Here is a 22,703-nt window from a genome sequence, read left to right as displayed (position 1 = left end):
CGTATGTTTCAAACACCTGTTTGTCTGGCGGAGTACGCGGAGTAGTCATGGCCCAATCGGAAACCGTTGAACGCATTCTCGATGCTGCCGAGCAGCTGTTCGCGGAAAGGGGGTTTGCCGAAACCTCATTGCGGCTGATTACCAGCAAGGCCGGGGTGAACCTGGCGGCCGTCAACTATCATTTCGGCTCCAAGAAAGCGTTGATCCAGGCGGTGTTCTCGCGCTTCCTCGGGCCGTTCTGCGCCAGCCTGGAGCGCGAGCTGGAGCGTCGCCAGGCCAAGCCGGAGCACAAGCCCAGCCTCGAAGAGCTGCTGGAGATGCTGGTGGAGCAGGCGTTGGTCGTGCAACCTCGCAGCAACAACGATCTGTCGATCTTCATGCGCCTGCTGGGCCTGGCATTCAGCCAGAGCCAAGGCCACCTGCGGCGTTACCTGGAAGACATGTACGGCAAGGTGTTCCGCCGCTACATGCTGCTGGTCAACGAGGCTGCGCCGCGTATTCCACCACTGGAACTGTTCTGGCGCGTGCACTTCATGCTCGGCGCCGCCGCCTTCAGCATGTCCGGCATCAAGGCGCTGCGTGCGATCGCCGAGACTGACTTTGGCATCAACACCTCGATCGAGCAGGTGATGCGCCTGATGGTACCGTTCCTGGCTGCAGGCATGCGTGCCGACAGCGGCGTCACCGACGAAGCCATGGCCACGGCGCAGCTGCGACCACGCAGCAAAGCTACCGCTATTACCGCCAAGGCCTGAAGGCTGGGCGGGGCAGGGCGCTTCGGCTAAGCTAGCGCCATGCCCGATCTCGACCTGCTGCACATTTCCCTTGCCGACCAATGCCTGTATGGCTTTGCCTGTGGCCAGCTGCGCGTGCGCGTGCCGGTTTCCACGTCGCGCAACGGTGCGGGCGAGCGCTACGGTTCGGGTTGCACACCGCGTGGCCTGCATCAAGTGCGGGCAAAAATTGGCGCGGGCCTGCCGCTTGCTGCAGTGCTGGTCGGGCGGCGCTGGGCGGGTGAGGTGTGGTCGCCGGTATTGCACGCGCAATACCCGGGCCGTGACTGGATACTCACCCGCATCCTCTGGCTCAGCGGCTGTGAGCCGGGGCTTAACCGCCTGGGCGCGGTCGACACCTTCCGCCGCTACATCTACCTGCACGGCACCCCGGATACGGAACCCATGGGCGTAGCGTTGTCCCATGGCTGCATACGCCTGCGCAACACTGACTTGCTAAGCCTGTTCGAGCGGGTGCCGGCCCATTGCCCGGTGCGTATCGAACAGGCCGCCTGCCCCCAGTGGGCCTCTCTTTGTCTTCAATGAAGGATTACCCATGACCGTCAGCCTGCAAGGCTCCCTGATGGTGGATATCGCCGGTAAATGGCTGACCGCCGAAGACCGTCACTTGCTGCGCCAACCCGAAGTGGCCGGCCTGATCATTTTTGCCCGCAACATCGACAGCCCGCGCCAGGTGCGTGAGCTGTGCGCATCGATCCGCGCCATACGCCCTGACCTTATTCTGGCGGTAGACCAGGAGGGCGGCCGCGTGCAGCGCCTGCGCCAGGGTTTCGTGCGCCTGCCAGCCATGCGTGCGCTGGCCGACAATGACAACGCCGAGTACCTGGCGGAGCAGTGCGGTTGGCTGATGGCGACCGAGGTGCTGGCGGTTGGCCTGGACCTCAGCTTTGCACCCGTGCTGGACCTGGACCACCAGCGCAGCGCCGTTGTCGGCAGCCGTGCCTTCGAGGGCGACCCCCTGCGTGCCACGCAACTTGCGGGGGCGTTCATCCGCGGTATGAATGCGGCGGGCATGGCTGCCTGTGGCAAGCACTTCCCCGGCCATGGCTGGGCCGAGGCTGACTCGCATGTGGCCATTCCCACCGATGAGCGCAGCCTTGAGCAATTACGCCAGGCCGACCTGGTGCCGTTCACGCGCCTGAGCGGCCAGCTGGCGGCGGTGATGCCGGCGCATGTCATCTACCCGCAGGTTGACAACCAGCCAGCCGGTTTTTCGCGGCGCTGGCTGCAGGACATCCTTCGCGGCGAGCTGGGCTTTGACGGGGTGATCTTCAGTGATGACTTGTCGATGGCCGGTGCGCATGTGGTGGGTGATGCGGCCAGCCGTATCGAGGCAGCGTTGAGCGCCGGCTGTGACATGGGCCTGGTGTGCAATGACCGGGCGGCAGCGGAGCTGGCACTGAGTGCGGCGCAACGTATGAAGGTCAAGCCATCGCCGCGGATTGCGCGGATGCGCGGGCAAGGGTTTGCGCGGACCGATTATCGCCAGCAGCCGCGCTGGCTGGAGGCGTTGGGGGCGTTGAAGGAAGCTCAGCTGGTCGATTGACTGCCTCGGCCGCTTCGCGGGCATGCCCGCTCCCACAGGTACTGCGCATGCCAGATAGCGGTGCGGTCACTGTGGGAGCGGGTTCACCCGCGAAGAGGCCAGCTTGGGCAGTGAAAGTTGATGGTTTACCGCCCACGCTTGCCTGGCAATGGCGCAAACAGTGCCTCGATTTCTTCATCGCCCATGCGCCATTGCCCAGCCTGCCCGCCATCCAGCAAGCTGGCTGCCAATGCCGCTTTCTCCTGCTGCAACATCTGGATCTTCTCTTCCACCGTACCCCGGGTAATCAGCTTGAACACGAACACTGGCTTGTCCTGGCCAATCCGGTACGCCCGGTCGGTGGCCTGGTTTTCGCTGGCCGGGTTCCACCAGGGGTCGTAGTGGATCACCGTGTCTGCGGCCGTCAGGTTCAAGCCCACCCCGCCTGCCTTCAAGCTGATCAGGAACACTTCGCTGTCACCCTGCTGGAACTGCCGCACTGGCGTGCGCCGGTCGCGCGTGTCGCCGGTCAGCAAGCTATAGCGGATCTTGCGTTTCTGCAGCTCCTGCTCGATAAGTGCCAGCATCGAGGTGAACTGCGAGAACAGCAGTACCCGGCGCCCTTCGCTGAGCAGCTCCTCGAGCATTTCCAGCAGCGCGCCCAGCTTGCCCTTGTCGGCCTGGTTCCCATGGCTTTCCACCCCTTTTACCAGGCGCAGGTCGCAGCACACCTGGCGCAGCTTGAGCAGGGCGTCGAGGATGACGATCTGGCTGCGCGCGGCGCCATTGCGAGCGATTTCGTCGCGGACTTTCTGGTCCATGGCCACTCGCACGGCCTCGTAGGTGTCGCGCTGGGCGTCGCTGAGCTCGACCCAGTGCACCATCTCGGTCTTGGCGGGCAACTCGGTGGCCACCTGCTCCTTGGTGCGGCGCAGCAGGAAGGGGCGAATACGCGTGACCAGGTGGGCCAGGCGCTCAGCGTCGCCATGGCGCTCTATCGGGACGCGGTAGTCCTGGTTGAACCGTTTGAGGTCGCCCAGCCAGCCGGGCATGAGGAAGTGGAAGATCGACCACAGCTCGCCCAGGTTGTTTTCCATCGGCGTGCCGGTGAGGCACAGGCGCTGGCCGGCCTGTAGCTCGCAGACGGCGAGGGCGGCCTTGCTGGTGCTGCTCTTGATGTTCTGTGCCTCGTCCAGCACCAGCATGTGCCAGGCTTGGGCGCGCAGGTGTTCCAGGTCGCGTGGCATCAGGGCGTAAGTGGTCAGGACCAGGTCGTATTCGTGCAATCGGGTGAAATGCTTGCTGCGCCCTGGGCCATGCAGTGCCAGTACGCGCAGGTCAGGGGCGAAACGCTGGGCTTCGTCCAACCAGTTGGGTATCAGGCTGGTGGGCATGACCGCCAGGGCCGGTGCGCCCAAGCGCCCGGAGTCCTTTTCCAGCAGCAGGTGCGCCAGGGTCTGCAGGGTCTTGCCCAGGCCCATGTCGTCGCCGAGGATGCCGCCGGTACCCATCCCGCGCAGTGCCTGCAGCCAGTTCAGGCCCTGCTGCTGATACGGCCGCAAGTTGGCCCGCAGCCCGGCGGGGGGTGGCACTTGCAGCTCGCGGGCATCGCGCAGGCGGCGGCCCAGATCGCGAACGTGCTCGCCCCCTTCCCAGTGCAAGGGCAGGCCCTCGATTTCGTTCAGGCGCGCGGCGTCGGCGCGCTCCATGCGCAGGCTCGGGCCAGCGGTGTCTTCGTGCAGGTACAGCTCACCCAGGGTGCCCATCACGGCCTTGATGCGGCCGTAGGGCAGGGCCACGCGCAATGCCGGTGTGTCCAGGCGGCCGCGGTTGAGGTCGATCAGCAGGTGTTCATCGTCACTGCGCCGGGCCAGTTCGCTGGGGCGCAGCAGCTCTGGGCTGCTGCGCAGCAGTTGCAACACGATGGGCAACAGGCTGTGACGCTGGCCATCGACCACAATGCCCAGCTCCAGGTCGAACCATTCATGGCCGGGCGCCTCGTCGATGGTCGCATACCAGTCGTCCACCTCCTGCAAGTTGAAGGCGAAATCGCGGTGTATGTCGATGTTCCAGCCGGCTTCGCGCAGGCGCGGCAGACCTTCGCGTGCAAAGCGCAGCCAGGCTTCGTCGTCGGGCAACTGATACATTTCGCCGGCACTGTCGGGCAGGGCCTTGCTCTGCCGAGTGGCGGGTTTGAAGCCCAGGTCGCGTAACGCATTGCGCAGGGCTAGCTCGGCTTGCGGCTGTCGGCGAATTCGCTGGCTGGTGCTGCCCGCCAGGCGGGTCAGCGGCTTCTCGTCGGTGCCGCTGACCTGCAAACCGTCATAGTTGAATGCCAATGCGGCGCGGTGTTGCATTTGCCGTTGCATGCGACCGGTTTTCGGCATGTAGGCGGTGTATTCAAGGCTGCCGAGCGCAAGAATGGGCTTGGGCTGGATGTGATCGAGCAACTGCTCCTGCACTGGCGTCGGCGTCGGCACCTTGTGGCTGAGGGCATTGAGTTTATGGCTGAGGGGTACGACCAGGTGCTCGGGTACATCGGGGGCAATAGTCAGCTGCACGGCGACATGCGGATCCAGGCTGTGCTCAACCTTGCCCACTTCACTGGTCAGCAGATCGAAGTAGTAAAGTGGCAGCAGCGGGATGACGCAGCGCAGCATTTCCTCGCCGCTGTACCACAGTCCCCGGTAGTTTCCGTTGTCCAGGCGTACCCAGCGGAACTCGGCATGGCGCACCGGGCCTTGATGAAGCGGTGGGAAGCCGACATCGTAAAACATGCGCCCGGTTTCGAGTGCGCGCTGGAACAACTCGCCACCTTCCTGGCCCTTCAGTTTATAGCCGCGGTCCTGGCCGCCGCCCTGATTCAGGGCCGAGAGCAGGCGCAGAATGCGGGTGTCTTCTTCCGTCACGAAGCGCGGTGGCTCGTAGAGAAAGTCGTACAGTGACTGGACGCGGCTGAAGCGTATGCCGTCCTCGGTTCGCGTGCCCTTGCGTACCAGCAGGGCGCAGCCGGCATCATCGGTGAGGTCGAGCTGGTAGCACACCATGCGTCCGCGTTTGTCTTCGGCTGCGTTGGGCTTGGGCGGGGCCTGCTCCAGGCCGCTCAACCAGTGCTGCAGTTCCGCGGACAACGTTGCCGGGTCGGCTTGCGTGGCCTCATGATTGGACCAAGGGTCGCTTATGCAGAACAGTGCAGCGGCGCAATGCTTGCAGTTTTGCCCTACAGGGCAATCGCATTCACCGTGCACATGGCAACGGCCGCCGGCTACGTGCAACTCGATGCTTTGCCGATAGTGGTTGTCGCCACTCCCTTGGCAATTGGCCGTGATGGTCGGCCCATAGAAGCCTTCCAGTTCGACCCTGCCTTCCTCGGCATAGCGCTCACCGCGTTGCAGGGCAGCTTTGCTGAACGATTGGGTCCAGTTCGGATAAGCGTTCACCATCTCGGCGGCATCTTGCTTCATCGGATTACTGCTCCATCATCTCCGGGTCCATCACCGGCATTTTCGGCGTACCCGGTGGTGTCACCTTCAGCAGCACCGCCAGGTGCCCGCCGTCGAGGAAGGTCAGCTGGCCGGCCTTGACGTTGCTGTTGTTCTGCCTGAACTGCTCGCTTTGCAGCACGCTGCCGTTGCCGTCCAGCTGGTTGACCCAGAAGTTGGCCTCGACCGAGATGAAGCGGCCTTGCGCGATGCTCAGGTTGCCTTCGATAGGGAAGTGGCCGAACTGTTCGGCGCCTTCGCCCAGGGCAATGCGGCCAGGTTCGCTGCCGACCTGCTGCTGCCAGGCCTTGTGCATCAATACGGTGTAGTCGGCGGTGGCTTCCAGGCGGGTGGCTTCGTCTTCCAGCGCCAGTGGGCGCTCTGCGTCTTTTGCCAGGCGTGGGGCGCCAGCGCTCCAGTCTTCCGGGGCGAACGGGCTGGTGAAGGCGGGCACGCTGTTCTGCCGCACCAGAATCATTTCTACCTGATACAGGCCTTCGGCGAAGGCGGCTGGCGCGAACAGCGCCAGCAGCAGGGTCAGGCAACGGATGGCACGCATGGATCTTCCTTAGGCAGGCTGTGGGGTCAGGCGCTCGAACAGCGCCTCCAGGGTGTTGAAACGTTCGTCGGGGCGTTCCATCGGCACAAGGAAGCGGAACTGGGTAGCGCCTTCGAACTTGTAGCGTTTGGGCTGGCCCTGGATCAGCTTGATCAGGGTCAGCGGGTCGACCGGGGTTTCGGCTTCGAACTCGAGCTTGCCACCATTGGGGCCAGCATCGACTTTCTTGATGCCGAGCTTTTCCGCCTGCAGCTTGAGCGAAGTCAGGCGCATCAGGTTCTTGGTCGGTTCTGGCAGCAGACCGAAGCGGTCGATCATTTCCACTTGCAGGTCCTTGAGGCCTTCTTCGTCGGCGGCCGAAGCAATGCGCTTGTACAGGATCAGCCGTGCATGCACGTCAGGCAGGTAGTCCTCGGGGATCAGTGCGGGCAGGCGCAGGTTGATCTCCGGGCCGCCGCCAAGCGGTTGCTCCAGATTTGGCTGGGTACCCTTGCGGATCGCCTTGACCGCGCGTTCGAGCATTTCCATGTACAGGGTGAAGCCCACCGCCTGGATCTGACCGCTCTGGCCTTCGCCCAGCAGCTCGCCCGCACCGCGGATTTCCAGGTCGTTGGTGGCCAGCACAAAGCCAGCACCCAGGTCCTGGGTGTTGGCGATGGCTTCCAGGCGTTTTTCAGCGTCGGCGCTGACTTTCTGCCGGGTTGGGGTCAGCAGGTAGGCGTAGGCCTGGTGGTGGCTACGGCCGACCCGGCCACGCAGCTGGTGCAGCTGGGCCAGGCCAAACTTGTCGGCGCGCTCGATGACGATGGTATTGGCGCTAGGCACGTCGATGCCGGTTTCGATGATGGTCGACGCCACCAGCACGTTGAAGCGCTTGTGGTAGAAATCGCTCATCACCTGTTCCAGCTCGCGTTCGCGCATTTGCCCGTGGCCGATGCCGATACGTGCCTCGGGCACCAGTTCGGCAAGGTCGGCGGCGCATTTTTCGATGGTTTTCACATCGTTGTGCAGGTAGTACACCTGGCCACCGCGCAGCAGTTCGCGCAGCAGTGCCTCCTTGACCGTGCTCTTGTTCTGCTCCATGACAAAGGTGCGCACCGACAGGCGGCGCGCTGGCGGCGTGGCGATGATCGACAGGTCGCGCATGCCGGCCACTGCCATGTTCAACGTGCGCGGGATCGGCGTAGCGGTCAGGGTGAGGATGTCGACCTCGCTGCGCAGTGCCTTGAGCTGCTCTTTCTGGCGTACACCAAAGCGGTGCTCTTCGTCGATGATGGCCAGGCCCAGGTCCTTGAAGCGCACATCGTCCTGCAGCAGCTTGTGGGTGCCGATGAGGATGTCGATCTTGCCTTCGGCCAGGTCGGCGGCGGCGGCGGCCACTTCCTTGGCCGACTTGAAGCGGCTCATGACCTCCACGGTCACCGGCCAGTCGGCAAAGCGGTCGCGGAAGCTGTTGTAGTGTTGCTGGGCGAGCAGGGTAGTGGGCACCAGCACGGCGACCTGGCGGCCACTGTGCACGGCGATGAACGCCGCCCGCATGGCCACTTCTGTCTTGCCGAAGCCGACGTCGCCACACACCAGGCGGTCCATTGGCTTGGGCGCGAGCATGTCAGCCCGCACCGCCTCGATGGCCGTTTGCTGGTCCGGGGTTTCTTCGAACGGGAAGCCGGCGCTGAACGTGGCGTAGTCGGCGGACGGGTCGGCAAACGCATACCCTTTGCGCGCGGCCCGGCGGGCATAGATGTCGAGCAGTTCGGCGGCCACGTCGCGCACCTGTTCGGCGGCCTTGCGCTTGGCCTTCTGCCAGGCTTCCGAGCCCAGCCGGTGCAGCGGTGCCAGGGCATCATCGCTGCCGGTGTAGCGGGCGATCAGGTGCAGGTTGGCCACCGGCACGTACAGCTTGGCGTTCTCGGCGTATTCCAGGGTAAGGAATTCGGCAGCCTGGCCTTCGATTTCCAGGGTGGCCAGGCCCAGGTAGCGGCCCACGCCATGGTCAATGTGTACCACCGGTGCGCCTTCGCGCAGCTCGGTGAGGTTCTTGATGACCGCGTCGTTGGCGGTTTCGCCACGCTTGTCGCGGCGGCGGCGCTGCATCACGCGCTGGCCGAACAGCGGGCTTTCCGCGACCAGGGCCAGGCCTGGGTCGTCCAGCAGCAAGCCGTCATCCAGCGGGGCGATGGTGATCGCCAGGCGCTCGCTTCCGGTGATGAAGTCGGCCCAGCCGTCGACAGTGTGCGGCCGCAGTTTCAATCGTTCGAGCAGCTCCAGCAACACTTCGCGGCGGCCGGCCGATTCGGCGGTGAACAGCACGCGGCCGGGGAACTGGTCGAGGAAGTTGGCCAGCTCGGCCAGCGGCTGGTTGGCCTTGGCCTCGATCGCCAGGTTGGGCAGGGCGCGCGCCGGGAAGCGCTCGCGGCCCGCGCCCGGTTCGATGTCTTCGCTGCTGACCACCACTCGCGGCCACTGCTTGAGCCGGGCGAAGCAGTCCTCCACTGGCATGAACAGCTCGGCAGGCGGCAGCAGCGGCCGGCTGAGGTCGCCACGGCGGTCTTCATAACGGCCGCGCACGTCGTTCCAGAAGTGTTCGGCGGCCTGTTCCACGCCAGGCAGCGAAAACACCTGGGTGTCGGCCGGCAGATAGTCGAACAGGGTGGACGTTTCTTCGAAGAACAACGGCAGGTAGTACTCGATGCCGGCCGGGATGATGCCGCTGGCCAGGTCCTGGAAGATCGCACTGCGGCGGAAATCGACGTCGAAGCGTTCACGGAAGCGTGCCTTGAAGCGGGTCACTTCCTCTTTTTGCATCGGAAATTCGCGTGCCGGCAGCAGGCGCACCGAATCCACCTTGTCGATCGAGCGCTGGGTCTCGGGGTCGAAGGTGCGCAGTGTCTCGATCTCGTCATCGAACAGGTCGATGCGGTAGGGCAGCTTGCTGCCCATCGGGAACAGGTCGATCAGCGCGCCGCGCACGGCGAACTCGCCATGCTCGTAGACGGTGTCGACGCAACGATAGCCACTGGCCTCCAGGCGTGTGCGCATCTGCTCCACGTCGATGGTCTGGCCCACGTCCAGCACCAGGCTGCTGCCCAGCAGGAAGCGGGTGGGCGCCAGGCGGTGCAGGGCGGTGGTGACCGGCACCACGAGGATGCCATGGCTCAGTTCCGGCAGGCGGTACAGGCTTGCGATGCGCTGGGAAATGATGTCCTGGTGTGGCGAGAACAGGTCGTAGGGCAGGGTTTCCCAGTCGGGGAATGGCAGCACCGGCAGGTCCGGGGCGAAGAAGCGCAGCTCCTGCTCCAGACGGTCGGCGGCCTGGCTGTCGGCTGTCAGCAGCAGGGTGAAGCGGCCAGCGTTGCTGGCGGCCTCGGCGATGGCAAGGCTGAGGGCGGCACCGGGCAGGTTACCCCAGGTTTGTTTGCCGGCCGTGGCCGACATGTGCGGTAGGCGCAGAACTGACACGGGAGATTGCACTCCAAGCGTTGCGGCAAAGACACCGATTGTACCGGTGACCGTGCCGGCTGTCAGGCTCGAAAGGGCGTGAACGCTGGCTTGCGTGACTGCGACAGGCGCTCATTGCCGGTTCCGCGTCGGGGCGTCATAATGTAGCCCCTTTTTTCTGTCCCTACATGTGGAAGGTTCCCGTGACTCAGAAGCCCGACCAGTGTCTTGGTGAGTGGATTGATCGTGAAGCTCTGGCTGAAGCGATGATCCCGCTTATCGGTCAGCTCTACCGCAACAACAACGTGGTGAGCTCGATTTATGGCCGTAGCCTGATCAACCGTTCGGTTATCTCGATCCTCAAGGCGCACCGCTTTGCGCGTCATCGTCAAGCCGACGAAACCGAGCTGTCCGTCCACGAGACATTCCCCCTGCTCAAGGCCATGAGCGAGCTGAAACTGGGCGCCGCTTCGGTCGACCTGGGCAAGCTGGCCAACAAATTCAAGCAGGAAGGCAATGGCCGTACTGCCGAGCAGTTCGTCCGTGAAGAACTGGCCGACGTGGTTGGCCAGCAGAACGCTTCGGCGCGCAAAGGCACCGACGTTGTCCTGTACGGCTTCGGCCGCATCGGCCGCCTGCTGGCGCGTATCCTGATCGAGAAGACCGGTGGTGGCGACGGCCTGCGCCTGCGCGCCATTGTCGTGCGCAAAGGCGCCGAGAACGACCTGGTCAAGCGTGCCAGCCTGCTGCGTCGTGACTCGGTTCACGGCCCGTTCGACGGCACCATCACCATCGACGAAGCCAACAACACCATCACTGCCAACGGCAACCTGATCCAGGTTATCTACGCCAAGAGCCCGAGCGAAGTCGACTACACCCAGTACGGCATCGAAAACGCGTTGATCGTCGACAACACCGGGGTATGGCGTGATGCCGACGGCCTGGGCCAGCACCTGGCCTGCCCGGGCGCTGCCCGCGTGATCCTCACCGCACCTGGCAAGGGCGCGCTGAAGAACATCGTGCACGGCATCAACCACGGTGACATTGCTGCCGATGACAAGATCATCTCGGCGGCCTCCTGCACCACCAACGCCATCGTGCCGGTGCTCAAGGCTGTCAACGACAAGTACGGCATCGTCAACGGCCACGTCGAAACCGTTCACTCGTTCACCAACGACCAGAACCTGATCGACAACTTCCACAAGGGCAGCCGCCGTGGTCGTGCCGCGCCGCTGAACATGGTCATCACCGAAACCGGCGCAGCCACTGCTGCCGCCAAGGCGCTGCCAGTGCTGAAGGGCAAGCTGACCGGCAACGCCATTCGCGTACCGACGCCGAACGTTTCGATGGCCATCCTGAACCTGAACCTGGAAAAGGCCACCAACCGCGACGAAATCAACGAGTACCTGCGCCAGACCGCCATGCACTCGGAACTGCACAAGCAGATCGACTACGTCAGCTCGCAGGAAGTGGTTTCGACCGACTTCGTTGGCTCGCGCCACGCCGGTGTGGTTGACGCTGAAGCCACCATCGCCAACGACAACCGCGTTGTCCTGTACGTCTGGTACGACAACGAATTCGGTTACAGCTGCCAGGTGGTTCGCGTGATGGAAGACATGGCCGGTGTGAACCCGCCAGCGTTTCCACGCTGATTCGCTTGTAAGGCAATGAAAAAACGGGAACCTTCGGGTTCCCGTTTTTTTTGCTTGCCGTGGGTTGTGTGGTGCCTGTGAGATCGAGCGCCGCCCGCGCGGCGCTCGATATGCGCCATACCCCAAAGCCCAAGCCAAGCACCCAGGAACCGAACCTTGCGCACAGCCTTACTGTTCATTTTCCTGCTGCTCACCGCCTGCAACCAGGGCCCCACCCTTGAGCGCCTGGGCGGCCCGACCATGGGTAGCAGCTACAGCATCCAGTACGTTCGCGAGCCTGGCGGCCCGGCGCCGGCCCAGGTGCAGGCAGCGGTCGAAACCATTCTTGGTGAAATCGACCGGCACTATTCGACCTACCGCGGCGACTCTACCGTCAGCCGTTTCAACCAGTTGCCCGCCAACCAGTGCCTGGCCCTGCCACCCGACATGCTTGAACTGGTTGCCCTTGGCCAGCACCTGGCCGAGCAGAGTGAGGGTGCCTTTGACCTCACCGTTGAACCCTTGCTTGACCTGTGGGGTTTCGGCCCCCAGGCCCGCCATGAGCGGGTACCCGACCCGCAAGCCGTGGCCCAGGTTCGTCAGCGTGTGGGTTACCGGCACTTGCATATCGAAGGCCAGGCCCTGTGCAAGGACGCCCCGGTGCAGCTCGACTTCAATAGCATCGCCGCCGGCCATGCCGTGGACTTGATCGCTGCGCGCCTGCGCGCCATGGGTATAGCCAGTTTTGTCGCCGAAGCCACTGGCGAGCTCAAGGCGGTTGGCCGCAAGCCCGATGGCAGTCCCTGGCGCATCGCCCTGGAGTTGCCCCGTGAAGACCGCCAGATCGCCCGGCAGATCATTGCAGTCAATGAGCTTTCAGTCTCAACCTCGGGTGACTATCGGCACTATTTCGAGGAGAATGGCCGGCGTTATTCGCACACCTTCGATGCCCGCCTCGGGCGCCCCGTGCAGCACGACCTGGCTGCAGTCACCGTACTGGACGCCTCGGCGTTGCAGGCCGACGGCTATTCGACACTGCTGCTGATCCTTGGCCCTGAGCGTGGCTGGGATTTTGCCGTGGCGCACGGCTTGGCCGCGGTATTGGTGACTCGGGCCGAGGGTGGCTTCGTCTCTCGAGCTACGCCCGCATTCGAACGGGCGGTGAAAGGCGATTGAAAGCGCAGGCAGGGATGATGGCCGCCAGGGAATGGGTGAACCAAATGTAGTGCGGGCAAAATTGGCCTACGACGCGACCAAGGGTTAATGTGCGCGGCGTTCAGGCTTGATTAGACTGCACCCGAATTTTCTCATGACGCCCCGGCGGCATGATCGCGTCCCGCGAGCGACCGTGGCTTGCGGGCCAGTTCTGAAGGAGTACGCATGGCTGTCTACAACTACGACGTAGTGGTGCTGGGTTCCGGCCCGGCCGGTGAAGGCGCGGCAATGAACGCCGCCAAAGCAGGGCGCAAGGTAGCGATGGTCGATGACCGTCGCCAGGTCGGTGGCAACTGCACGCACCTGGGTACCATCCCGTCCAAGGCACTGCGTCACTCGGTGCGGCAGATCATGCAGTTCAACACCAACCCGATGTTCCGGGCGATCGGTGAGCCGCGCTGGTTCTCGTTCCCGGACGTGCTGAAAAGCGCCGAGAAGGTGATTTCCAAGCAAGTTGCATCGCGCACCGGCTACTACGCCCGCAACCGTGTTGATGTGTTCGTCGGCACCGGCAGCTTTGCCGACGAGCAAACCGTTGAAGTGGTGTGCCCGAACGGTGTAGTTGAAAAGCTCAACGCCAAGCACATCATCATCGCCACCGGCTCGCGCCCTTACCGCCCGGCCGACATCGACTTCCACCATCCGCGGGTCTACGACAGCGATACCATCCTCAGCCTCAGCCACACCCCGCGCAAGCTGATTGTGTACGGCGCCGGTGTGATCGGTTGCGAATACGCGTCGATCTTCAGCGGCCTGGGCGTGCTGGTAGAGCTGGTGGATAACCGTGGCCAACTGTTGAGCTTCCTGGATTCGGAAATTTCCCAGGCACTGAGCTACCACTTCAGCAACAACAACATCACCGTGCGCCACAACGAAGAGTATGAGCGTGTCGAAGGCCTGGACAACGGGGTGATCCTGCACCTGAAGTCGGGCAAGAAGATCAAGGCCGACGCCTTGCTGTGGTGCAACGGCCGGACCGGCAACACCGACAAGCTGGGCCTGGAGAACATCGGCATCAAGGTCAACAGCCGTGGCCAGATCGAGGTCGACGAGGCTTATCGCACTACCGTGCCGAACATCTACGGCGCCGGTGACGTGATCGGCTGGCCGAGCCTGGCCAGTGCCGCCCATGACCAGGGGCGTTCTGCGGCTGGCAGCATCGTCGACAATGGCAGCTGGCGCTTCGTCAATGACGTACCGACCGGTATCTACACCATTCCGGAAATCAGCTCGATCGGCAAGAACGAGCAGGAACTGACCCAGGCCAAGGTGCCGTACGAAGTGGGCAAGGCCTTCTTCAAGAGCATGGCGCGTGCGCAGATCGCCGGCGAGCCGCAGGGCATGCTGAAGATCCTGTTCCACCGTGAAACCCTGGAAATCCTCGGCGTGCACTGCTTCGGCTACCAGGCTTCGGAGATCGTCCATATCGGCCAGGCGATCATGAACCAGCCGGGTGAGCAGAACAACCTGAAGTACTTCGTCAACACCACGTTCAACTACCCGACCATGGCCGAAGCCTATCGGGTAGCTGCCTACGATGGCCTGAACCGGCTTTTTTGAGCGGCTCCGACCGGTGGCCTGAGCCGGTCGGAGAGACCGATTTCAACCCTACCCGAGGGTGGTCTTGGCCAAACCGGGAAAGTCTGTAATCAGGCTGTCCACGCCAAAGTCCGCGAGCCGGCGCATCAGTGCCGGCTCGTTGACCGTCCACACCGATACGTGCAAACCCTGGCCCTGCGCTTTAAGCAGGCGCTCGGGGGTGCACAGTGTCCAGTTCAATGCCAGCAGTTCACAGCCGTAGTTCTGCGCCACCTTCAACGGGTCGAGCCAGGCGTACTCGGCGACCAGCCCGCGTTTCACGTCTGGCACCAGCTCCAGGGCGGCGCCCAGCACTTCGCGTGAGCTGGAGGTGATGGTGACCTTGTCCAGCAGGCCATGCTGCTGGGCCAATTCGCGAATTGCCAACACGGTGGTGGCAGCACGGGTGCGCGAGGCGCTTTTTACCTCAAGCTGCCAGTGCTCGAACGGGCATTTTTCGAACAGCTCTTCCAGTTTCGGTATAGGGCAGGGCTGCACGTGGCCCGGGCCGCCTTTGCGCGCATCGATCTTCATCAAGTCGGCGGCCGGGTGGTCGACCACCTTGCCGCGTCGGCCAGTGGTGCGCTTGAGGGTGGGGTCGTGGATCACCATCAGCTCGTTGTCGGCCGACAGGTGCAGGTCCAGTTCGCAGCGGGTGACGCCGTGGGACAGGCACTGGCGGAAGCTGTGCAGTGTGTTCTCGGGTGCTTCGCCCTTGGCGCCGCGATGGCCGTAGATCAGGGTCACGTTCGTTCCTTCAAATCAGAGAAAAACAGGGTCATGGGGCGGGATCGTTCTGTTCCAGCTGCTGGCGCCGCTGTTGTTGCTGGCGCTGCAGGATATAGCGAGCCAGCAGTTGACGCTGGGCGTCGGTCATGTCGATGAATTCGGTACCGACTTCGAAGCCGCCCGCGGGGCGCGGGTCGCAATGGGTGACCTTGCCGCGCAGCAGCAAACCGTGGGCGCGGGGCATCAGCACCATCTTCACTTTCACCCGGGTGCCAGGGGCAACCTGCGTGGCCTGGGCGAATTCGATACCGCCTTCGGAAAGCACGACCGGCACCGGCTGGCCTACTTCGCCGAGCAGGGTCTGGGCGACGACTGCACTGAGCAGGTCGAGGCGTTTGTTCTGCGCCCGCAGGAAGGCCGCGAGTGTGCGGTCCTTGTCGCTCAACTGACGCAGCAGGTGCTGCGACTCGAAGTCGGACAGGTGCAGCTCGCTCAGCAGGTTGAACAGCGGAGAATCATCTTGCAATACATCTGGCTCAAGGGCTTCGGCCGCACTGAGGGGGCTGATTTGAAGTGCGATCCGGTCTTCGATGCGGTAGTATTCGCGGCGATCTTCTTCGTCTAATGTCGTCATGGCGAACCCAAGGTAGCGGCGGTGGTCCGAGTGTAAAGCCGCCGTAGGCGCCTCGCCACAAGGACGTTCCCTTTCATCCGAACAAGCCCCGACATGTTCAGACCTCTTTTCGCATTCATAGGCACGCGTTATACCCGTGCCAAACGCCGTAACCACTTCGTCTCGTTCATTTCCCTGACCTCGATGATCGGCCTCGCCCTGGGCGTGGTGGTGATGATCGTGGTGCTGTCGGTGATGAACGGCTTCGACCACGAGATGCGCACCCGCGTGCTGGGCATGATCCCGCATGCCACGCTGGAGAGCGGCCAGCCCATTGCCGACTGGCCGGCCCTTGCCCAACAAGTAAAGCAGAATCCGCAGGTGGTGGCGGTTGCGCCGTTCACCCAGATGCAGGGGCTGCTGACCCATGACGGCAAGGTGCAGAAGGTGCTGCTCAACGGCATCGACCCGGCCCGCGAGCGCGAGGTGTCGATCATCGACAACTTTGTCCTGCAAGGCCGCCTCGACCAGCTGGCGCCGGGTGAGTGGGGCATCATGATCGGCGACAAGGCTGCGGCCAAGCTGGGGGTGGGCATTGGCGACAAACTCACCTTCGTCGCCCCCGAGGTCAGCGTGACGCCGGCCGGCATGTTCCCGCGCATGAAACGCTTCACCGTGGTTGGCACCTTTCACGTCGGCGCAGGCGAGATCGACGGTTACCTGGGGCTGACCAACATCAGCGACCTTTCCCGCCTGCACCGCTGGAAGCCCGACCAGGTGCAGGGCCTGCGCCTGAAGTTCGACGACCTGTTCCAGGCGCCGCGCGTGGCCTGGAGCATCGCACAGCAGCTGGGCGACCAGGAGTTCTACAGCCGTGACTGGACCCGCACCCACGGCAACCTGTACCAGGCCATCCGCATGGAAAAGGCCATGATCGGCCTGCTGTTGCTGCTGATCGTGGCGGTGGCGGCGTTCAACATCATTTCTACCCTGGTGATGGTGGTCAACGACAAGCGCGGCGACATTGCCATCTTGCGCACGCTGGGCGCCACGCCCGGCCAGATCATGCTCATCTTCATGGTCCAGGGCACGGTGATCGGGGTGATCGGTACCCTGATCGGCGCCGTGGTCGGGATCGTTGCTGCGCTGAACGTGAGTGCGGCGATCGCCGGCATCGAGAAGCTGATCGGGCACAAGTTCCTGAACGCCGACGTGTACTTCATCGATTACCTGCCGTCGCAGATCCAGTCCCAGGACGTGTACATGGTCTGTGGTGCGGCGCTGGTCCTGAGTTTCTTCGCCACCCTGTACCCGGCCTGGCGTGCGGCCCGCACCCAGCCTGCAGAGGCGCTACGTTATGAGTGAGTCGCGCATGAGTGATAAAGCCGTTCTGAGTTGCCGCAACCTGGGCAAGTCTTACGACGAAGGCCCGGAATCGGTGAAGGTGCTATCCGGGCTCAACCTTGAGCTGCATGCCGGGGAGCGGGTGGCCATTGTCGGTAGCTCCGGTTCGGGCAAGAGTACCTTGCTCAACCTGTTGGGCGGCCTTGATCGGCCCACACAAGGCAGCGTATGGCTGGCTGGCGAAGAGCTGTCGGCCCTGGGTGAACGTGCCCGTGGCCTGCTGCGCAACCGTGAGCTGGGCTTTGTCTACCAGTTCCACCACCTGTTGCCGGAATTCACCGCCATCGAGAACGTGTGCATGCCGCTGCTGATCGGCCGCACGCCCATCCCTGAGGCCCGGGAACGTGCCGAGGCGCTGCTCAAGCGGGTGGGCCTGGGCCACCGCCTGAACCACAAGCCGGCCGAATTGTCTGGCGGTGAGCGCCAGCGGGTGGCGATTGCCCGGGCACTCGTCAACCGCCCCGGCCTGGTGATGCTCGATGAGCCTACCGGCAACCTCGACCACCATACCGCACAAGGCATCCAGGAACTGATGCAGGAGCTGTCCAGTTCGTCGCGCACGGCGTTCCTGGTGGTGACCCATGACCTCAACCTGGCGCGGCAGATGGACCGTGTATTGAAGCTCGACGACGGCCACCTGGTGGCGATCTGATCGACTGCTCGGGGTGGCAGGTGCCGCCCCGTTTTCCTGTTTTCATTGGGTGATTTCGTACATGTTCAGACCCTTGCCCATCTTCATCGGCGCGCGCTACACCCGAGCCAAGCGGCGCAACCACTTCATCTCGTTCATCTCGATGACCTCGATGATCGGCCTGTCGCTGGGCGTGCTGGCGATGATCGTGGTGCTGTCGGTGATGAACGGCTTCCAGCGCGAAATGAGCTCGCGCATTCTCGGCCTGGTACCGCATGCCGCCATCCTCGGCGTGCAGCCGCTGGACGACTGGCACAAGGTGGCCGACGCAGCCTTGCAGAACCCGGCGGTGATGGCGGCTGCACCGATTACCGAAATGGAGGGCATGCTGTCGTACAAGGGTGCGATGCAGCCGATCCAGGTGGGCGGTATCGACCCGGCCGAAGAGGGCAAGGTCTCGATCGTTGGCCAGCACATTGTCCAGGGCCGCCTGCAGGACCTGCAGCCGGGTGAGTTCGGTGTGGTCATTGGTGAATTGACCGCACGGCGCTTCCGCCTGAACACCGGCGACAAGCTGACCCTGATCGTGCCGGAAATCAGCAAGGAGCCGGGTGGCATTACCCCGCGCATGCAGCGCCTGACCGTGGTCGGTATCTTCAAGGTCGGTGCCGAGCTGGATGGTTCGCAAGCCTACATCCACGTCGCCGATGCCGGCGAGATGCAACGTTGGGCACCGGGCCAGGTGCAGGGCGTGCGCCTGAAGCTGCATGACCTGTATGCCGCGCCGCAGGTGTCCAAGGCGATTGCAGCCGGGCTGGGTGACGCCTACCGCGCCGATGACTGGTCGCACACCCAGGGCAGCCTGTTCAGCGCCATGAAGATGGAAAAGACCATGATCGGCCTGCTGTTGATGATGATCATCGCCGTGGCGGCCTTCAATATCATTGCCACCTTGGTAATGGTGGTGAACGACAAGGGGCCGGACATTGCCATTCTGCGGACCTTGGGCGCCACGCCTGCGCAGATCATGGGCACGTTCATGGTCCAGGGCAGCCTGATTGGTGTTGTCGGGACGCTGATCGGCGGCGTGCTGGGCGTGATTGCGGCGTTCAATGTCAGCCAGATCGTGGGTTGGCTGGAGCGGGTGAGCGGGCAACACATCTTTACTTCGGATGTGTACTTCGTCAGCAGCTTGCCGTCGCAATTGCAGTGGGGCGATGTGGTGATGATCTGCACGGCGGGGTTGGTGATGAGCTTCCTGGCGACCATTTACCCGGCTTATCGGGCGTCGCAGGTGCAGCCGGCGATTGGCCTGGCGGTTTGAGGTAGGTTCCAGGGCCTTATCGCCGGCAAGCCAGCTCCCACAGGTGCCGCGCAGGCTCTCGGCTTGATGCGTACCTGTGGGAGCTGGCTTGCCGGCGATGGGCCGCGAAGCGGCTCCATTTTCACCGATCCTGGCTGAACTCGATCACGAACCGTGTCCACCCATCTTCACATTCCGCCCGAATGCCCCCGCCATGGGCCTGCACGATCGACCGGGTAATCGCCAAGCCCAACCCAGCATGCTCGCTACTGCCTTCGCGCCGTGCCGGGTCCACACGGTAAAAGCGGTCGAACAACCGCGGCAAAGCAGTTGGCTCGATGGCCGGCCCGGTATTGGCCACGCTGATTCTCGGCCCAGGCGCCAGCGTCACCCTTAGCTGCCCGCCCGCCGGGGTAAAGCGCATGGCGTTATCCAGCAGGTTGGACAGCGCCCGGCGCAGCATATGCCGGTCACCGTGCAACACGGCCTCCCCCTCGCGCAGCATCTGCACATTGTTGTCTTCGGCCAGCGGCGCGTAGTACTCCAGCAGCGCATCCACCTCGTCATGCAACGCCAAAGGCGCTTGCCCCGGTACCAGCAAGCCGTGATCGGCTTTGGCCAGGAACAACATGTCGTTGATCATTTGCGCCATCCACTGCAGTTCTTCCAGGTTGCCATGCAGCGCTTCGCGGTACTCCTCAAGGCTGCGTGGGCGGGTGAGGGTAACCTGGGTATGAGTTAGCAGATTGGACAGCGGCGTGCGCAACTCGTGGGCTATGTCGGCAGAAAATGCCGACAGGCGCTGGAAGGCATCGTCCAGGCGCTGCAGCATGGCGTTCATGCTGGTGGCCAGTTCGGCCAGCTCTTCGGGCATTTGCGCCACCGGCAGGCGTGTGGTGAGCGAGCGTGCCGACACGCTGGCGGCCACTTGGCCCATCTGCCGTAACGGGCGCAGGCCGCTGCGTACCGCCCAGGCGCCGAGCAGCGCGGTGGCCAGCGCTGAAAGGCCGACCGTCAGCCAGATCAGGCGTTGCATGCCCTGCAGGAAATGCTGGTGGTGGGTGATGTCGAGGTACAGGGCCAGTTGTGGCGACTGCACGGCGCCCTGCGCCAGGTGCACAGCCAGGCTGCGGTAGTCGGTGCCTTGTGCATGCAGGGTGGCCAGCCCGGCGGGCAGCGGTGCCTGCGGTAGCCCGGTGCGGCTTTCGAACCAGGTGGTGCCGTCGCTGCCGCTGATGCGCAGGGCCAGGTCGGCCTGGTGGCTCAGCTCATCGCGCAGGGCGGGCAGGCGTGCCTGCAGCTCGGTTGGGGTGGCGATGCCGGCCAGTTGCGTACGGAACAGTGACAGGCGCGAGTCCAGCAGTTGCTGGTCGAGTTCGACGAAGTGCTGCTCGCTGGCCCGGCTGAACAACACGCCGGCGCCCAGCGAAACGGCGGCGGTGCAGGCGGCAAACAACAGGGCCAGACGGCTGCCGAGGGAAACCCTGCGCATCATTCCGTGCGCTCTTCGAGCACATAGCCCATGCCACGTACGGTGTGGATCAGCTTGTTGGGGTGCGGGTCGTCGATTTTCAGGCGCAGGCGGCGGATCGCCACTTCGATCACGTTGGTGTCGCTGTCGAAATTCATGTCCCACACCTGCGAGGCGATCAGCGATTTTGGCAATACCTCGCCTTGGCGGCGCAGCAGCAGTTCGAGCAGGGCGAACTCCTTGGCGGTCAGGTCGATACGCTGGCCGGCGCGCTCGGCGCGGCGGCGGATCAAGTCCAGGCGCAGGTCGGCCAGGTTCAGGGTGGTGTCCTGGCTGGGGCTGGTGCCGCGGCGCAACAGGCTGCGCACCCGGGCCAGCAGTTCGGAAAAGGCGAACGGCTTGACCAGATAGTCGTCGGCGCCCAGCTCCAGGCCATGCACGCGGTCCTCGACGGCATCGCGGGCGGTGAGGAACAGTACTGGCGTATCCAGGCCGGCCTGGCGCACGGCCTGGAGGATCTGCCAGCCGTCACGTCCAGGCAACATTACGTCGAGGATCAGCAGGTCGTGGTCGCCGGTCAGGGCCAGGAACTGGCCGGTTTCGCCATCGGTGGCCAGCTCAGTGGCGAAGCCGGCCTCGCTCAAGCCCTGGCTGAGGTACTGGCCGGTGCGGGCCTGGTCTTCGACGATCAGCAGTTTCATGCACTGTCCATAATCTGAAAGTTTGTGCCTGCCCTGTGGAAGCGGGTGATGTAGTGGCTGAAATGATACGTGACGAAGCGCAGGCACGCCCAAGCTGACAAAGTTGTAATCTCCCTGTCAGGTAGCTGCCAGTCGCCCGTGACTAAGGTGGCCTCATCCTGTTGTACATTTCCGGAGTCATCATGAAACGCCTGTTCATCGCCGCCCTTGCCTTGGCCAGCCTGCCGACCTTTGCCGGCGAGGCGCAAACTTTCGCCTTTGGCGAGCCGGCCCCGGCGAACAAAGCCACCCGCACGGTCAACGTGGTGCTCAAGGACATCGCCTTCGAGCCCAGAAACCTGCAGGTAAAAGCCGGCGAGACGGTGCGCTTCGTGCTGGTCAACGAGGGCAAGCTGCCGCATGAATTCAACCTGGGTGACAAGGCCATGCATGCCGAGCACCAGAAGGAAATGGTCGCCATGCAAGGCAAGCTGTTCACCGAGGCCATGAACCACGAAGGCATGGACCACGGCCAGATGATGGGTCACGGCGGCGGCCATGGCCACGGTGGCGGCAACACGGTGCTGGTCATGCCAGGCCAGCGCGCCGAGCTGACCTGGACCTTCCGCAAGTCGGCGCCCATCGAGTTCGCCTGCAACGTGCCGGGGCATTATCAGGCTGGCATGGTCGGGGCGTTGACCATCGAGTGACTTGCGCTCCAAGGCAGGGTGCAAAACCGGTAGACTAGGGGCAATTTCGAACCTCTAGGTCAGTTTCCATGCATCCTGCTGCCGAACACTCGCCGCTGGGCAAGTCCAGCGAATACATTGCCACCTACTCCCCGGAGCAGCTCTTCCCGATCCCGCGTACCGCCAAGTGGGCTGAGCTGGGCGTCACTGCACAGACCTTGCCCTGGCAGGGCGTGGATTACTGGAACTGCTTCGAATTGAGCTGGCTGCTGCCGTCGGGCAAACCGGTGGTGGCGATCGGCGAGTTCGCCATCCCGGCCGATTCGCCGAACATTATCGAGTCCAAGTCGTTCAAGCTGTACCTCAACTCGCTGAACCAGACGGTGTTCGCCTCGCTGGGTGAATTGCAGGCCTGCCTGGAGAAAGACCTGTCTGCCGCGGCCGGCAAGCCGGTGGGGGTGAAGGTACGTACCTTGGCTGAAGTCGAGGGCCAAGGCGTGGAGGCCTTGCCTGGGCTGTGCATCGATGCGCTGGACGTTGCCATCAGCAACTACGAGCAGCCGCAGCCTGAGCTGCTGCGCTGCACCCCGGAGCGAGTGGTAGAAGAAACCTTGCACAGCCACCTGCTGAAGTCCAACTGCCCCGTTACCGGCCAGCCGGACTGGGGCAGCGTGGTGGTCGAGTACAAGGGCAGGGCGCTGGACCACGCCAGCCTGCTGACCTATCTGATCAGCTTCCGCCAGCATGCCGACTTCCATGAGCAGTGCGTAGAACGCATTTATCTGGACTTGAAGAACCTGCTGCAGCCCGAGCACCTGACGGTGTATGCGCGGTATGTGCGCCGGGGTGGGCTGGATATCAACCCGTACCGTAGCACTGGGGCGATCAGCCCGAAGAATGTGCGTCTGGTGCGTCAGTAACTCTGACAGGACTGGGGCCGTTTCTCGGCCCATTCGCGGGG

Annotated in this window: 18 protein-coding genes; 11 read left to right on the top strand and 7 right to left on the bottom strand. The window is 63.6% G+C overall.

The window, feature by feature from the left end:
* The first annotated feature begins 47 nt into the window (after positions 1-47).
* From LU684_RS26705 to nagZ, 3 genes are read left to right on the top strand one after another with little or no spacing between them, the layout of a single operon-like run.
* The gene (locus LU684_RS26705; RefSeq protein ID WP_023048969.1) at positions 48-755 is read left to right on the top strand and encodes a TetR/AcrR family transcriptional regulator; all 708 of its coding nucleotides are present in this window, start codon (positions 48-50) and stop codon (positions 753-755) included.
* Between the two features lie 39 nt (positions 756-794).
* The gene (locus LU684_RS26700; protein ID WP_023048970.1) at positions 795-1,319 is read left to right on the top strand and encodes a L,D-transpeptidase; all 525 of its coding nucleotides are present in this window, start codon (positions 795-797) and stop codon (positions 1,317-1,319) included.
* A 22-nt stretch (positions 1,320-1,341) separates the two neighbouring features.
* Positions 1,342-2,340 carry a beta-N-acetylhexosaminidase gene (nagZ, locus tag LU684_RS26695; RefSeq protein ID WP_172455937.1) on the top strand — a complete coding sequence of 333 codons (999 nt, stop codon included), beginning with the start codon at positions 1,342-1,344 and terminating at the stop codon, positions 2,338-2,340.
* A gap of 125 nt (positions 2,341-2,465) precedes the next feature.
* On the opposite strand, the gene LU684_RS26690 is transcribed toward nagZ, so the two are convergent.
* The 3 genes from LU684_RS26690 to mfd are packed head-to-tail and all read right to left on the bottom strand — an operon-like array spanning position 2,466 to position 9,819.
* Positions 2,466-5,783: a DEAD/DEAH box helicase gene (locus LU684_RS26690; RefSeq protein WP_145914574.1), complete on the bottom strand. Its 3,318-nt coding sequence runs from the start codon at positions 5,781-5,783 to the stop codon at positions 2,466-2,468.
* 4 nt (positions 5,784-5,787) lie between these two features.
* The gene (locus LU684_RS26685; protein WP_016485648.1) at positions 5,788-6,360 is read right to left on the bottom strand and encodes a CsiV family protein; all 573 of its coding nucleotides are present in this window, start codon (positions 6,358-6,360) and stop codon (positions 5,788-5,790) included.
* Between the two features lie 9 nt (positions 6,361-6,369).
* Entirely contained in the window at positions 6,370-9,819 is a 3,450-nt protein-coding gene (mfd, locus tag LU684_RS26680) for a transcription-repair coupling factor (RefSeq protein WP_031311939.1), read from the bottom strand.
* A 167-nt stretch (positions 9,820-9,986) separates the two neighbouring features.
* Here mfd and LU684_RS26675 point away from each other — a divergent pair, with 167 nt between their 5' ends.
* From LU684_RS26675 to sthA, 3 genes are all read left to right on the top strand, one after another.
* A complete protein-coding gene (locus LU684_RS26675; protein WP_016485650.1) occupies positions 9,987-11,450 on the top strand; it encodes a glyceraldehyde-3-phosphate dehydrogenase in 1,464 nt (487 codons plus the stop codon).
* A gap of 156 nt (positions 11,451-11,606) precedes the next feature.
* Positions 11,607-12,605 (top strand): FAD:protein FMN transferase, encoded by a 999-nt coding sequence (locus LU684_RS26670; protein WP_232895222.1) that lies wholly within the window; start codon positions 11,607-11,609, stop codon positions 12,603-12,605.
* A 204-nt stretch (positions 12,606-12,809) separates the two neighbouring features.
* Positions 12,810-14,204, top strand: coding sequence for a Si-specific NAD(P)(+) transhydrogenase (gene sthA, locus LU684_RS26665; RefSeq protein WP_016485651.1), 1,395 nt, complete (start codon positions 12,810-12,812; stop codon positions 14,202-14,204).
* Positions 14,205-14,252: 48 nt separating this feature from the next.
* Here sthA and LU684_RS26660 read toward each other — a convergent pair whose 3' ends face one another.
* Both LU684_RS26660 and LU684_RS26655 read right to left on the bottom strand, forming a co-directional pair.
* Positions 14,253-14,969 (bottom strand): glycerophosphodiester phosphodiesterase, encoded by a 717-nt coding sequence (locus LU684_RS26660; RefSeq protein ID WP_016485652.1) that lies wholly within the window; start codon positions 14,967-14,969, stop codon positions 14,253-14,255.
* 31 nt (positions 14,970-15,000) lie between these two features.
* Positions 15,001-15,585, bottom strand: a complete 585-nt coding sequence (locus LU684_RS26655; protein ID WP_016485653.1) for a PilZ domain-containing protein — start codon at positions 15,583-15,585, stop codon at positions 15,001-15,003.
* A gap of 93 nt (positions 15,586-15,678) precedes the next feature.
* Between LU684_RS26655 and LU684_RS26650 the strand changes: the two genes are divergently transcribed.
* From LU684_RS26650 to LU684_RS26640, 3 genes are all read left to right on the top strand, one after another.
* Positions 15,679-16,929 (top strand): lipoprotein-releasing ABC transporter permease subunit, encoded by a 1,251-nt coding sequence (locus LU684_RS26650; RefSeq protein WP_016485654.1) that lies wholly within the window; start codon positions 15,679-15,681, stop codon positions 16,927-16,929.
* A gap of 7 nt (positions 16,930-16,936) precedes the next feature.
* Positions 16,937-17,620 (top strand): lipoprotein-releasing ABC transporter ATP-binding protein LolD, encoded by a 684-nt coding sequence (gene lolD / locus LU684_RS26645; protein WP_172901731.1) that lies wholly within the window; start codon positions 16,937-16,939, stop codon positions 17,618-17,620.
* Positions 17,621-17,681: 61 nt separating this feature from the next.
* Entirely contained in the window at positions 17,682-18,923 is a 1,242-nt protein-coding gene (locus LU684_RS26640) for a lipoprotein-releasing ABC transporter permease subunit (RefSeq protein WP_024717337.1), read from the top strand.
* A 121-nt stretch (positions 18,924-19,044) separates the two neighbouring features.
* On the opposite strand, the gene LU684_RS26635 is transcribed toward LU684_RS26640, so the two are convergent.
* Complete coding sequence (locus LU684_RS26635; protein ID WP_232895221.1) at positions 19,045-20,397, bottom strand: heavy metal sensor histidine kinase; 1,353 nt, start codon at positions 20,395-20,397, stop codon at positions 19,045-19,047.
* On the bottom strand, positions 20,394-21,074 hold the full coding sequence (cinR, locus tag LU684_RS26630) for a two-component system response regulator CinR (RefSeq protein ID WP_016485658.1): 681 nt from the start codon (positions 21,072-21,074) through the stop codon (positions 20,394-20,396). Before cinR ends, LU684_RS26635 begins: the two co-directional genes overlap by 4 nt.
* A gap of 182 nt (positions 21,075-21,256) precedes the next feature.
* Here cinR and LU684_RS26625 point away from each other — a divergent pair, with 182 nt between their 5' ends.
* On the top strand, positions 21,257-21,763 hold the full coding sequence (locus LU684_RS26625) for a cupredoxin domain-containing protein (protein ID WP_016485659.1): 507 nt from the start codon (positions 21,257-21,259) through the stop codon (positions 21,761-21,763).
* Between the two features lie 68 nt (positions 21,764-21,831).
* Positions 21,832-22,662 carry an NADPH-dependent 7-cyano-7-deazaguanine reductase QueF gene (queF, locus tag LU684_RS26620; protein WP_016485660.1) on the top strand — a complete coding sequence of 277 codons (831 nt, stop codon included), beginning with the start codon at positions 21,832-21,834 and terminating at the stop codon, positions 22,660-22,662.
* Positions 22,663-22,703 lie beyond the last annotated feature (41 nt).

Source organism: Pseudomonas sp. NMI542_15 (genome assembly GCF_021283425.1).
Lineage (GTDB): Bacteria > Pseudomonadota > Gammaproteobacteria > Pseudomonadales > Pseudomonadaceae > Aquipseudomonas > Aquipseudomonas fortuita.
Note: the sequence above shows the minus strand (reverse complement) of the source record. Positions and strands in the feature narration are given on the sequence as shown.